General features: G+C 70.1%; 11 protein-coding genes. 3 read left to right on the top strand and 8 right to left on the bottom strand.

The window, feature by feature from the left end; all coding sequences use genetic code 11:
- Positions 1-146: 146 nt before the first annotated feature.
- The 5 genes from FFT10_RS12045 to FFT10_RS12025 form a co-directional block, all read right to left on the bottom strand.
- Complete coding sequence (locus FFT10_RS12045) at positions 147-1,160, bottom strand: TRAP transporter substrate-binding protein (RefSeq protein WP_137733067.1); 1,014 nt, start codon at positions 1,158-1,160, stop codon at positions 147-149.
- 119 nt (positions 1,161-1,279) lie between these two features.
- The gene (locus FFT10_RS12040) at positions 1,280-2,557 is read right to left on the bottom strand and encodes an acyl-CoA dehydrogenase family protein (protein ID WP_137733066.1); all 1,278 of its coding nucleotides are present in this window, start codon (positions 2,555-2,557) and stop codon (positions 1,280-1,282) included.
- A gap of 6 nt (positions 2,558-2,563) precedes the next feature.
- A complete protein-coding gene (locus FFT10_RS12035; RefSeq protein ID WP_162520780.1) occupies positions 2,564-2,971 on the bottom strand; it encodes a DUF6285 domain-containing protein in 408 nt (135 codons plus the stop codon).
- A complete protein-coding gene (locus FFT10_RS12030) occupies positions 2,958-3,977 on the bottom strand; it encodes a phosphotransferase family protein (RefSeq protein WP_137733064.1) in 1,020 nt (339 codons plus the stop codon). The genes FFT10_RS12035 and FFT10_RS12030 overlap by 14 nt, the downstream gene beginning before the upstream one ends.
- The gene (locus FFT10_RS12025; protein WP_137733063.1) at positions 3,974-4,840 is read right to left on the bottom strand and encodes an enoyl-CoA hydratase-related protein; all 867 of its coding nucleotides are present in this window, start codon (positions 4,838-4,840) and stop codon (positions 3,974-3,976) included. Before FFT10_RS12025 ends, FFT10_RS12030 begins: the two co-directional genes overlap by 4 nt.
- Before the next feature lie 160 nt (positions 4,841-5,000).
- On the opposite strand from FFT10_RS12025, the gene FFT10_RS12020 reads away from it, so the two are divergent.
- Complete coding sequence (locus FFT10_RS12020; protein WP_137733062.1) at positions 5,001-6,122, top strand: acyl-CoA dehydrogenase family protein; 1,122 nt, start codon at positions 5,001-5,003, stop codon at positions 6,120-6,122.
- Positions 6,123-6,144: 22 nt separating this feature from the next.
- On the top strand, positions 6,145-7,389 hold the full coding sequence (locus FFT10_RS12015) for an acyl-CoA dehydrogenase (RefSeq protein WP_137733061.1): 1,245 nt from the start codon (positions 6,145-6,147) through the stop codon (positions 7,387-7,389).
- Between the two features lie 24 nt (positions 7,390-7,413).
- Here FFT10_RS12015 and FFT10_RS12010 read toward each other — a convergent pair whose 3' ends face one another.
- From FFT10_RS12010 to FFT10_RS12000, 3 genes are all read right to left on the bottom strand, one after another.
- Complete coding sequence (locus FFT10_RS12010) at positions 7,414-8,094, bottom strand: YceH family protein (protein ID WP_137733060.1); 681 nt, start codon at positions 8,092-8,094, stop codon at positions 7,414-7,416.
- A gap of 12 nt (positions 8,095-8,106) precedes the next feature.
- A complete protein-coding gene (locus FFT10_RS12005; protein WP_137733059.1) occupies positions 8,107-8,889 on the bottom strand; it encodes an SDR family oxidoreductase in 783 nt (260 codons plus the stop codon).
- A gap of 96 nt (positions 8,890-8,985) precedes the next feature.
- Entirely contained in the window at positions 8,986-11,091 is a 2,106-nt protein-coding gene (locus tag FFT10_RS12000; RefSeq protein ID WP_137733058.1) for a putative bifunctional diguanylate cyclase/phosphodiesterase, read from the bottom strand.
- A gap of 282 nt (positions 11,092-11,373) precedes the next feature.
- Between FFT10_RS12000 and FFT10_RS11995 the strand changes: the two genes are divergently transcribed.
- Positions 11,374-13,056, top strand: coding sequence for an electron transfer flavoprotein-ubiquinone oxidoreductase (locus FFT10_RS11995; RefSeq protein WP_137733057.1), 1,683 nt, complete (start codon positions 11,374-11,376; stop codon positions 13,054-13,056).
- The last annotated feature ends 19 nt before the right edge of the window (positions 13,057-13,075 follow it).

The raw sequence follows: 13,075 nt of genomic DNA, 5'->3' as shown, positions 1-13,075 counted from the left end.
GGTTTTCAGGAAGGACACAGGAAAATGCGGCCACGCGGGCCGCATCCAACCACTGAGGGGATGGTGGCAAACAGAGTGCGCTTTGCCACCGTCGGTTCAGACGATTCGCCCCAGGGTCTTCCCGAGCCCCGGGGCGGTGCCCGGCCTCACTTCTTGCCGAACTTCTCGGCCCAGGCCTTCTTGCCGTTGTTCAGCGCGTCCATCACTTCCTGCGCCTTGCCGCCGATGGCCTGCACCATCTCGGCCTGGCCCGGGCGGATGACGGCGGCCCAGGCCTCGCGCTGGGCGTCGGTCAGCTGGTGCACGAAGCCGCCCTTGGCGACGAATTCCTTCATCTTCGGGCCCTCGGTGTCGGCCACCTGCTTGCGCGCCCAGTTGGCGTCGGGCAAGGCCTTCAGCAGCTTGGCGCGCAGCTCGGGCTTCATGCCGTCGAACAGGCCCTTGTTGATGATGAAGGTGCTGGGATGGTGGTAGTGGCGCGTCAGCACATAGTGCGGCGCGCTCTGGGCGGCCGGCGTGGTGACGTAGAACAGGAAGGGCAGGTCACCGCCGACCACCAGGCCGCTCTGCAGGCCGGGCCAGAATTCGGTCAGCGGCATCTGCACGCCGTTGGCGCCCAGCTGCTTGAACACGATGCGCGAGGCCTGTGACGGCGACACCCGCATCTTCTGGCCCTTCAGGGAATCAGGCGTCAGGCAGGCGTTCTTGCAGACCATGTCGTTCCAGCCGACGTCGGCCACCAGGATCAGCTCCAGGCCCTTCTCGGCATACAGCTTCTTGGCCACCGGCAGGCCGAAGTTGTCGGTCACCCAGGCGCGCTCTTCGTCGTTGCGCCACAGGTAGGGGGTGTTGAACACCGCGCCCTCGGGCACCAGGATCGAGCCGCCAGCAAACGACGAGGCGCCCAGCTGGATGCGGCCGCGCACCACCTGCTGGTGCATCTCCTGCTCGTTGCCGATCAGTTGGTACTCCAGCTTCAGCTCGTTGCCCGAGGCCGCGTTGAAATCGTTGATGAACTTCATCACGATGTCGTAGAGCACCGAGCCGGGCTGGGCGGCGGTGCCCAGCTTCCAGGTCTCCTGCGCGCTGGCGGGGGTGGCGGCCAAGGCCGTCATCAACGACAGGCCAGCGGTCAGCATCCATCTTCTGAGGGTCTTCATGCATGTCTCCTATCAGTGGGAACAAACGGGTCGGGTCGCAAGACGTTGCGTGATCGCCCCGGCCTGGGCAATCCGCGAAAACCAGCGCCGCTGGAAAACCAGGAGCCGCGGCGCACTGGTCAGAACTTGTTCGGCCCCATGTAGCCGAACAGGAAGCCGGCCACCTTGCGCATCTGGATCTCTTCGGACCCTTCGGTGATGCGGTAGCGGCGGTGGTGGCGGTAGATGTGCTCGAACGGCTTGTGCCGGCTGTAGCCGATGCCGCCGTGCACCTGCATGGCCCGGTCGGCCGCTTCGCAGACCAGGCGGTTGGCCCAGTAGTTGCACATCGAGACCTTGTCGCTGAGCTTCTTCTCCACCTCGGGGTGGGGCATCTGGTCCATCTCCCAGGCGGTCTTGCGGATCAGCAGGCGCAGCATCTCCACTTGCGTGGCCAGCTCCACCAGCGGAAATTGGATGCCCTGGTTGCGGGCCAGTTCCTCACCAAAGGGTTTCCTCTCACGCGCGTAACGCACGCTCTCGGCCACGCAGAAGGCCGCCGCGCCCAGGCTGCTGGCCGCCTGGCGGATGCGGTTCTCGTGCACGAAGCTCTGCGCCAGCGGCAGGCCGCGGCCCTCCTCGCCGAACATCGCATCGGCGGGCACCCACACGTTGGTGAAGCTCACCCGCGGGTGGTCGGTGGGCATGTTGAAGGTCCAGAGGTATTCCTCGATCTTCACGCCCGGGCTGTCGCATGGCGTCAGGAAGCAGGTGATGCCCCGCGCATCGCCCGGCTGGCCGCTGGTGCGGGCGAACAGCGCGCAGTGGGTGGCGGTGTGCATGCCGGTGGTCCACATCTTCTCGCCGTTGATCAGCCAGCCGTCCACGCCGTTGCGGGTCTCGCGCACCGCCTTGGTCTCCATGTGGGTGGCGTCGCTGCCGTGGTTGGGCTCGGTCAGGCCGAAGGTGATGCGGGTCTTGAACTCCAGCTGGCCGGTGATGAACTTGTCCTTCTGCGCCGGCGTGCCGAAGTCGCGCAGCATCACGATGATCGGGAAGTTGCCGACCACCGAATGCTCGTTCTGCAGATCGTTGAACAGGCCCAGGCCCTTGCTGGCGAGGTGGTCGCGGATCACGCTCATCCAGAGGTTGCCGATGGCCTGGCCGCCGAATTCCTTGGGCAGGCTCAGCCGGTAGAAGCCGGCCTTGTCGGCGATCTTCTTGCACTGCTGCAGCAGCGCCTCCCATTCAGGGCGCGGCAGGCCGCCGTTGTCGAAATCGGTGCGCGCCCATTCCCGGCGGTGGTCGAAGAAGCGCTCGTTGTCGTCCTTCGCCTGCAGCGGCTTGATCTCCTGGTCGATGAAGCGGTCGAGGTTCTTCAGGAACTCGGTCAGCTCGTGGGGCAGGTTGAAGTCCATGGTGTCTCACTCCGGGGTGGGTTGGGCAGGGTCGGCGCGCAGCTGCACGGCGCGGCGGTAAGGGGCATAACTCGGCTGGTCGATGGCCAGCTTGTCCAGCGTGCTGGCCCACAGGTGGGCGCGCAGGGCCGGGTCCTGGTCGTCGATGGCGCCGCTGCGGATGGCCAGCGCCAGGTCGGTCGCCAGCGCGTCGGGCGGACCGCGGTGCTGCAGCAGCGCCTGCAGGCGGTCGGCCGCGGCGGCATCGGCGGCGGGGCCCAGGCGCATCTCGCGGGCGGCCAGGTCCACCGCATTGGCGGCCACCCGGGCCTGGAAGGCGGCGTTGCCCTGCAGCTGCGGCTGCAGCACCTCGCGCAGCAGCGTGGCCACGGCGTCGAGCAGCGCGGGGCCGCGGGGGTGGTCAAGCACAGGCATCCTCCGAATCCAGCAGCCGCAGCAGGTCGACCTGGTTCTCGGACACCCGCCGGGCGATCATGGCGCGCTCGACCGACGGGTCGCGCCCGCTCTCGAACCAATCCCGCATGCCGGCGCAGCCCAGGCCCCAGCGCAGGCTGCCGGCGGCCTGCCACCAGCGCACCCGCTGCGGATCGACCGCCTCGCCGGTGGCCTGCTGCCAGGCGGCAAAGAGTTCGGCACGCTGGCCCAGGCCGGCCACCGGCTGGGTGATCTGGCCGAAGCGCCAGGGCGGCAGGCAGACCCAGGCCAGGTCCTCGGCCGGGTCGCCCAGGTGGGCGATCTCCCAGTCGAGCACGGCACGCAGGCCTTCTTCACCGACGATCACATTGCCCAGGCGGTAGTCGCCATGCACCAGGTGCAGGCGCGCCGGCTCGGCGGGCAAGTGGCGCTCCAGCCATTTCAGCGACCACTCGAACACCGCATCGGGCTGGGCCATCGCATGGCAGCGGCGCGTCAACGCCTCCAGCGTGGCGGCGGTGCTGCGCACCGGCAGCGCCGGCAGCCTGTCCAGTGGCTGGCGGTGCAGCGCACCGGCCGCGGCGCCCAGCTGCTGCACCAGCACGCGGCGGGCCTCGGCATAGGGCGCATCGCGCTGGATCTTGCGGGCAATGGTCTCGCCGGCAATGCGGCGCATGATGAAGCCGTCGCCGATGCCGTCGGCCGGCTGCAGCGTGTGCAGCACCTCGGCCACCGGCACGCCGCTGCCGGCCAGGCCGCGCACCAGCTCGGCTTCCAGCGTCAGCGACAGCGATTCATTGCCGCGCAGGCCGCCCGGCGAGCGGCGCAGGATCAGGCCGTGCTGCACGCCACCTTCGCCCACTCCGTCGAACGACCAGGTCTGCAGCGTGGCGCCGGCCGACAGCCGCTGCAGCCCGGCGCAGCGCTGCACGCCGGGCAGCAGCCGCGGCAGCAGCGCATCCAGCCCGGCCTGCAGGGCGGCGGCACCGCCCGGGTCGGCGCTCATGCCTGCGGCCACCACGGCACCTGCGGTGGCATGTCGGTCGACACCTTGCCGGGGAACTGCGGCGCGCGCTTCTCCAGGAAGGCGGCCACGCCCTCGCGCACATCCGGACCGGCGCCCAGGTGCACGTTGATGGCGGCATCCACGCCCAGCGTGCCCCAGGGCGCCGGCTCGGCGGACAGCCGCCAGAGCATCTGGCGGGTGACGGCCACTGCCACCGGCGCGGTGTGGTCGGCGATCTCGCGGGCGATCTCCATGGCCTTGGGCAGCAGCGCCTCGGGCGCCAGCGGCTCCTCGATCAGGCCGCCGTGCGCGGCCTCGGCGGCGTCGAACACGCGGCCGCTGTAGCACCAGCGCAGCGCCTGCGGCAGGCCCACGATGCGCGGCAGGAACCAGCCGCTGCCGGCCTCGGGCACCAGGCCGCGGCGGGTGAACACGCAGCCGTAGCGCGAGGTGCTGCTGCCCAGGCGGATGTCCATCGGCAGCGTCATCGTCAGGCCCACGCCCACCGCCGCGCCGTTGATGGCGGCGATGCTCGGCTTGCGGCAGTGGAAGATGGCCTCGATGAAGCCGCCGCCCTGGCGCGGCGCGGCAGCATCCTTGCCGGCATCGCCGAACAGCTTGTCGGTGTCGCCGAAGCTGCCGGCGCCGTCGGAGATGTCGGCCCCGGCGCAGAAGGCGCGGCCGGCACCGGTGACGACGACCACCCGCACCGCATCGTCGGCATCGGCGCGCTGGAAGGCGGCGGTGATCTCGCGGCCCATCTGCGCGGTGTAGGCATTGAGCTTGTCGGGCCGGTTCAACGTGAGCAGCAACACCCCCGCGTCCAGCGTGGTGGTGGTCTGCGGCGGGGCGGTCGGGTCCATCGGCGCTCCTGTCTCCTGCGGTTTGAAACCGTCGTGTCATTCGGCGATGACTGCGCCGCATCATCCGGTGCAGCCGGCGCGCCGTGATGTCTCGTGAGCGACGGAAGCGCACGGCGGCCGCATCGCACACTGCCCGCTGCACCCCGCACCGAGGACACCCATGGACTTCGACTTCTCGCCCGACCAGCAACAGCTGAAGGACCAGGCCCGCCGCTACCTGAGCGACCACTGCAGCTCCCAGGCGGTGCGCGCCGTGCTGGACGGGCCGCAGAGCCACGACACGGCGCTGTGGAAGGGCCTGGGCGAGCAGGGCTACCTGGGCGCGGCCATTCCGGATGACCTGGGCGGCAGCGGCGCCGGCTACCTGGAGCTGTGCGTGGTGGCCGAGGAACTGGGCCGCGCGGTGGCGCCGGTGCCGTTCTCGTCGTCGATCGGCCTGGCCGCCGACCTGCTGCTGCGCGCCGGCACCGATGCCCAGAAGCAGCGCTGGCTGCCCGGCCTGGCCAGCGGCGCGCTGATCGGCACGCTGGCGCTGGCCGAGCAGCCCGGCCGGGTGCAGGCCGGCCGCATCGCCAGCAGCGTGCAGCGCGGCCGGCTCAGCGGCAGCAAGCAGCCGGTGGCCGACGGCGCCATCGCCGACATCGCCATCGTCGCCACGCGTGATGGCGCGGGCGACGCGCTGTCCCTGCACATCGTCGACCTGACGAGCGCCGGCGTGCAGCGCACCGCCCTGCCCGGCATCGACCCCACCCGCAGCCAGGCGCAGATCAGCTTCACCAACGCCGAGGCCGAGCCGCTGGGCGCGCCCGGCGCCGGTGCTGCGCTGGTGGCCAGCGCGCTGGACCGCGCCGCGGTGCTGATGGCCTTCGAGCAGGTGGGCGGCGCCGACAAGGCGCTGCAGACCGCCTGCGACTATGCGCAGGAGCGCTTTGCCTTCGGCCGGCCGATCGCCAGCCTGCAGGCCATCAAGCACATGCTGGCCGACATGTACGTGTCGGCCACGCTGGCCCGCAGCAACGCCCTCTACGGCGCCTGGGCGCTGAGCTGCGATGCGCCCGAGCTGGCCGAGGCCGCCGCCACCGCCCGCGTGAGCGCCACCCAGGCCTACCAGCACTGCGCCCGCAACAACATCCAGGTGCACGGCGGCATGGGCTTCACCTGGGCCTTCGACTGCCACCTGCACTACCGCCGCGCCAACCTGCTGGCACTGCAGCTGGGCAGCCTCAGCGAATGGGAAGACCGCCTGGTCGGCCACCTGGTGGCCAAGCGCAACGCGGCCTGAACGGCGGAACAAGGAACACACCATGAACTTCGACGACACCCCCCAGGAAGCCGCGTTCCGTGCCGAGGCCCGTGCCTGGATCGACGCCAACGCCCCCAAGCACCTGCATGCCGCGCTGGCCGCGGCCGGCTACGGCCAGAGCCCGCTTCCGGGCGGCGATGCCATCGCCGAGAGCAAGGCCTGGCAGAAGAAGAAGCGCGACGCCGGCTGGGCCTGCCTGCAGTGGCCGAAGGAATACGGCGGCCGCGGTGCCAGCCCGATCGAGCGGGTGATCTGGCAGCAGGAGGAAGGTGTGTACGGCAAGCTGGCCGGCATCTTCCTGATCGGCCAGGGCATGATCGCGCCCACCCTGATGGCCTTTGCCGAAGAGCGGCACAAGCAGCGCTTCCTGCCGCCGCTGGCCTCGGGCGAGGAGATCTGGTGCCAGCTGTTTTCAGAGCCGGTGGCGGGCTCGGACCTGGCCGGCCTGCGCACCAAGGCCGAGAAGGTGGGCGACGAGTGGGTGATCAACGGCCAGAAGATCTGGACCAGCGGCGCGCACTACAGCGACCACGGCATGATCCTGACCCGCACCGACCCGAACGTGGCCAAGCACGACGGCCTGACCATGTTCTTCTTCGACATGAAGAGCCCCGGCGTGGAAGTGCGGCCGATCAAGCAGGTCAACGGCCAGTCGGGCTTCAACGAGGTGTTCTTCACCGACCTGCGCATCCCCGACCACCAGCGCCTGGGCGCGGTGGGCCAGGGCTGGAAGGTCTCCCTGACCACGCTGATGAACGAGCGCATGTCCATCGGCGCGGGCATGCCCACCGGCTTCCCGGAGATGCTGGACTTCTGCTGCGAGTTCGACACCGGTGACGGCCTGGCGGTCGACGACCCCGCCGTGCGCAGCAAGCTGGCGCAATGGGCCGTGCGCACCAGCGGCCTGAAGTACACCGCCTGGCGCAGCATCTCGGCGCTGAGCCGTGGCCAGATCCCCGGGCCGGAGAACTCGATCGGCAAGCTGGTGGCCGGCACCACGCTGCAGGAGATCGCGGCGTTCGCGATGGACCTGCAGGGCCCGTCGGGCGTGCTGGTGGATGCGGCGCAGCCCACCGCGGCGGCGCGCTTCCAGGCGATGCTGCTGCGCTCGCCGGCCACCCGCATCGAGGGCGGCACCGACGAGATCCTGCGCAACATCATCGCCGAGCGGGTGCTGGGCCTGCCGGCCGACATGCGCGCCGACCGCGGCATGCCGTTCAACCAGATTCCGACGCGGACGCGCTGAACCGGCCGCCGCCGGGCGCGGTGCTCAGGCGGGCTTGGTCTCGCCGGGCGCCTCGATGCCCAGCTCGCCGGCCATGCGCAGCACCAGGGCGCGCAGCTCGGCCAGCTCGGCCCCTTGGCGCGACAGCTCGGCCTTCAGCGCCACCAGCTCGCCGACGCTGATTGCATCCTCGTCGCTGCCACCGCCGCCGGCGGCGCGCTCGGCGGTCATCTGCACCTCGCCGCACAGCAGGTGGGCCCAGCGCGGCTCGCGCGCGCCGGGCGCACGCGGCAGCAGCACCGCGCGTGGCGGGTAGCGGTCGGCCAGCTCGTTGAGGAAGCCCTCGACGCTGGAGATGTCGGCAAAGCGGTGCAGCCGCTCGGCATTGGCGCGCAGCTCGGCCACCGTCTGCGGGCCGCGCAGCATCAGCACCGCCAGCAGCGCCGCCGCGGCGCCGGGCACGTTGAGGCCACGGGCGGCGTTGTGCTCGTACTTGCTGACCCGCCCGCCGCTGGTCTCGAAGACCAGGCTCTGGCTCTTCAGCCCATCGATGGCGGCCAGCACGTCGGACTCGCTGGCGTTGAGCACTGGATCACGCGCCGTCTTCTGGTTGCAGCCGGCCACCAGGCTGTTCAGGCTCAGCGGGTAGGTGTCGGGCACGGTGGCCTGCTTTTCCACCAGCACGCCCAGCACGCGGGCTTCCAGGGGCGTCAGTGCACGCGCCATGTCGGATCCCGATCAAACACCGAAGCCATCGTCCGCGGACAGGATGGCACCGTTGATGAAGTGGCTCTCGTTGGCGCACAGCATCATCAGCGCGGCGTCCAGGTCGGCCGGCTTGCCCACGCGCTTGCGCGGGGTCATGTTCATCAGCTTCTGGCCGGCCTCGGTCTGCCAGTGGTGGTGGTTGATCTCGGTGTCGATGTAGCCCGGGCAGAGCGCATTGACGTTGATGCCGAACTTGCCCCACTCCAGCGCCATCGCGCGGGTCATGTGGATCACCGCGGCCTTGCTCATGCAGTACACGCCGATCTGGCTGAGCACCTTCATGCCGGCCATCGAGGCCACGTTGACGATGCGCCCACCGGTGAAGGTGCCGGGCGCGGCGCCGCGGCTGCGGGCGATCATGCGCTTGGCCACCTCCTGCGCCACGAAGAAGGCGCCACGGGTGTTGGTGCCCATCACGTAGTCGAAGTCGTCCGGGCTCACGTCCACCAGCTTCTGGGTGGTGCTGACGCCCGAGTTGTTGACCAGGATGTCGATGGTGCCCATCTCGGTCTCGGCATGGGCCACGGCCGACTTGATGCTGTCGGGGTCGGTCACGTCCAGTTCGACCACGTGGGCGTCGCCGCCTTCCGATTCGATCTCGGCGCGCAGGCTCTTGAGCCGGTCGGTGCGGCGGGCGGCCAGCACCACGGCGGCGCCCGACTGGCTGAGGGTGCGGGCGAAGTGGGCGCCCAGCCCGCTGGAGGCGCCGGTGACGAAGGCCACGCGGCCGGAAAGATCGATGTTGTAGCTCATGGTGGAAGCCCCGTCGGCGCAGCGCCGATCAGCGGTGGAGAAACGGTGGATGGCCCGCCAGGCCGACGCCGGCAGCGCGGCCATCCCGCCTGCAAATCACGATAGCACGCCCCCCTGCAGCGGCAGGCGCGGACCGCTGCCGCCGCTGGCGCGCAGCATGGCCAGCCAGTCGTCCACCGGCATCGGCCGCGCGAAGTGGTAGCCCTGGAACTCGTCCACGCCCATGGCGGTCAGCGCGGCCAGCTGCTGGGCCGTCTCCACGCCCTCGGCCACGGTGCGCATGCCCAGCACCTTGCACAGCTGCACGATGCTCTCCAGCAGCCGGCTGGCCGCCGGGTCGCGCTCGATGTCCATCACGAAGCTGCGGTCGATCTTGACCTTGTCGAACGGCAGGTGGCGCAGGTAGCTCAGCGACGAGTAGCCGGTGCCGAAGTCGTCCAGCGCCAGGCTGAAACCGTGGCTGCGCAGCCGGTGCAGCATCGGCGTGACGATGTCCATGTTGTGCACCAGGGCCGATTCGGTCAGCTCCAGCTCCAGCATGGCCGGCTTGACGTTGTAGCGGCGGCAGGCATGCAGCAGCAGGCCGTCCAGCCCGGGCTGCAGCAGCTGCTTGGGCGACAGGTTCACGGCCACCGGCAGCGCATGGCCCAGCTCGGCGCAGGCGGCCGCCAGCTGGGCGGCGGCATGGGCGGCATGGCGGCCCATCAGCTGGATCAGGCCCACCTTCTCGGCCAGCGGGATGAACTCCACCGGCGAGACGCTGCCGAAGGCCTCGGTGGTCCAGCGCATCAGCAGCTCGGCGCCCACCGGGCGGCCGGAGGCGTCGACCTTGGGCTGGGCCACGAAGCGGAAGCCGTTGCGGTCGGTGTCGATGCGCAGCAGGCTGGTCATGCGCACCCGGCGCTGGGCATCGCCGTCCAGGCTGCCATCGAAGAACACCAGACAGTTGCGGCCGCGTTCCTTGCCGGCGTACATGGCCGAGTCGGCCTTGCGCAGCAGCACGCTGAAGTCGGTGCCGTCCTGCGGCGCCAGCACCGCGCCGATGGTGGGGGTGATGCGCACCTCGTGCAGGCCGACGTCGAAGCGCCCGGCCAGCGCCGCCAGCACCACCTGGGCCGAGGCGCGCACCTCGGTGTCGCCGCTGCCCGGGGCCAGCACCACCAGGAACTCGTCGCTGCCCCAGCGCGCCAGGAAGGCGTCTTCCGGCAGGCTCTTGCGCAGCCGCTGGCCCACCAGGGCCAGGATCTGGTCGCCATGCTCGTGGCCGTAGGAGTCGTTGATCTCCTTGAAGCCATCCAGGTCGATGAACAGGATGCCGAACTGCGGCTGCGGCACCGCCAGCGCCTCGTCGATGCGGAACTGCGCCGCCAGCCGGTTGGGCAGGCCGGTCAGGTCGTCGACCATGGCCATGCGCTGCAGCCGGGCCTCGGTCTGGCGTTGCTGGCGCAGGTCATGCAATGCCACCAGGTAGCAGTGCCGCCGGCCGTCGCTGGCCAGCACCGCGGTGATCGACACCTCCACCGGCACGGTGCTGCCGGCCTCGTCCACCCGCATCGCGCGCTCGCTGCGCCACATGCCGTCGGTCAGCACCTGCGCCAGCACGCTGTCGTCGATCTGCAGCCACTGGCGCAGGTCCGAGCCCGGCATCAGGCCGCTGTCCTCGCCGGCCAGGCGCACCAGCGCCTCGTTGACCTCCAGCACCAGCCACTGCGGGTCGATCACCGCCATCGCGTCGCGGGTGCTGCTGAAGGCATGGGCCATCAGGCGCAGGGATTCCTCGGCGTCGCGCTGGGCAGTCACGTCCTTCAGCGTGCCCAGCACATGCCGGGCCCGGCCCTGGCTGTCGCGCTCCAGCGCCCGGCCACGCACCCGCAGCCAGCGCACCCGGCCGTTGGCGTCGGGGATGCGGAAGCTGACATCGATGTCGGGATGGGCGCCGCGCAGGTGCAGTTGCCAGGCCAGGCGCATGGCCGGCATGTCGTCGGGATGGGCGCGGCCGAGGAACTCGTCCAGCGACATGCCCAGGGCGACACCGCCGAACGGTGCATCCGGGCCCTCGGCGGCATCCACCCGCACCTGGCCGGTGGCGGCCTGCCATTCCCACACGCTCTCGCCGCTGGCCCACAGCGCCAGTTGCACCCGCCGTTCGGCGGTGGCAGTCGCCGGCAGCAGTTCGGGCGGTTCGGGCGGGGTCAGACGCATCGTGGATGGCGGGCGGGCATGGGGGGATCGCCGGTCTGACAGACCCCGGCACCGTCACGAGCCTACTGCAAGCCCGGTGCACCCAAGCGGCGAACTGCGCCGGAAACTGCCTGCAAGCCGCTGCTTCGGCCATGCTGCGCGCGGGCTGGCTGCCACGCAGCGGACACGCCGATCAAAAAAGCACGACCGTGCTATTTTCAGGTGCCGCGGGTTAGAATGCCGGGTTGTTGCCGCCGCAGGCCCCGGGCCGCCGGCCAGACCCCACCACACAGGAACATCGGGATGACACCGCAGGAGATCTTGGCCCAGTTCGGCCCGCGCGAGGCCATGGAATACGACGTGGTGATCGTCGGCGGCGGCCCCGGCGGCATGGCCACGGCCATCCGCCTGAAACAGGTGGCGGCCACCCAGGGCCGCGAGATCTCGGTGGTGGTGCTCGAAAAGGGCAGCGAGCCCGGCGCGCACATCCTGTCGGGCGCGGTGATGGACCCGATCGCCATCAACGAGCTGATCCCGAACTGGCGCGATCTCGGCGCACCGCTGCACCAGCCGGTCACCGGGGACCAGCTGCTGCAGCTGACGGCCGACGGCACCGCCACCATCCCCGACTGGCTGATGCCCACCTGCTTCCACAACGAGGGCAACTACGTCATCAGCCTGGGCGCGGTGGTCAAGTGGCTGGGCGAGCAGGCCGAGGCGCTGGGCGTCGAGGTGTTCCCCGGCTTCACCGGCGCCGAGGTGCTCTATGACGACCAGGGCCGGGTGCGCGGCGTGGCCACCGGCAACCTGGGCCTGGGCAAGGACGGCGAGCCGACCGACAACTTCCAGCTCGGCATGGAGCTGCTGGGCAAGTACACCATCTTTGCCGAAGGCGCCCGCGGCCACCTGGGCAAGCAGCTGATCGCCAAGTACAAGCTCGATGACGGGCGCGATCCGCCCAGCTTCGCCATCGGCATCAAGGAGCTCTGGGAAGTGCCGGCCGACAAGGCCCAGCCCGGCCTGGTGGTGCACACCAGCGGCTGGCCGATCGAGGACGGCAGCTTCGGCGGCGGCTTCCTCTACCACCTCGAAGGCAACAAGGTCACGCTGGGCTATGTGCTGGGGCTGGACTACCAGAACCCCTGGATGAGCCCGTTCGAGGAGATGCAGCGCTGGAAGACGCACCACGCCATCCGCGCCCACATCGAAGGCGGCAAGCGCATCAGCTACGGCGCCCGCGCCATCAACAACGGCGGCCTGCAGAGCCTGCCCAAGCTGGTGTTCCCGGGCGGCGCGCTGATCGGCTGCGACGCCGGCATGCTCAACGCCGCCCGCATCAAGGGCAGCCATGCCGCCATCAAGACCGGCATGCTGGCCGCCGAGGCCGTGGCCGAGGCCCTGGCCGCCGGCCGCAGCCACGACGAGCTGAGCGCCTACCCGGAAGCCTTCGAGAAGAGCTGGCTGCATGCCGAGCTGATGCAGACCCGCAACTTCAAGCCCTGGTTCAAGAAGGGCCACCTGGTGGGCACGCTGATGACCGGCATCGAGCAGTGGCTGATGCCCAAGCTGAACTGGGTGCCGCCCTGGACCATCCGCAACAGCGTGCCCGACCATGCCAAGCTGAAGCCGGCGGCCGACTGCCTGCAGATCGTCTATCCCAAGCCCGACGGCAAGCTGACCTTCGACCGGCTGAGCTCGGTGTTCGTCAGCAACACCAACCATGAAGAGAACCAGCCAGCGCACCTGACGCTGAAGGATGCCAGCGTGCCGGTGGGCATCAACCTGGCCAGGTTCGCCGGGCCCGAGAGCCGCTACTGCCCGGCCGGCGTCTACGAGTTCGTCAAGAACGACGACGGCAGCGACCGCCTGCAGATCAACGCGCAGAACTGCGTGCACTGCAAGACCTGCGACATCAAGGACCCGACGCAGAACATCGTCTGGGTCACGCCCGAGGGCGGCGGCGGTCCGAACTACGCCGGGATGTAACGGGGCCAGACCGCCTGCT

This window comes from Pseudaquabacterium pictum, assembly GCF_005403045.1.
Lineage (GTDB): Bacteria > Pseudomonadota > Gammaproteobacteria > Burkholderiales > Burkholderiaceae_C > Pseudaquabacterium > Pseudaquabacterium pictum.
This window is presented reverse-complemented; position numbering and strand designations above follow the sequence as displayed.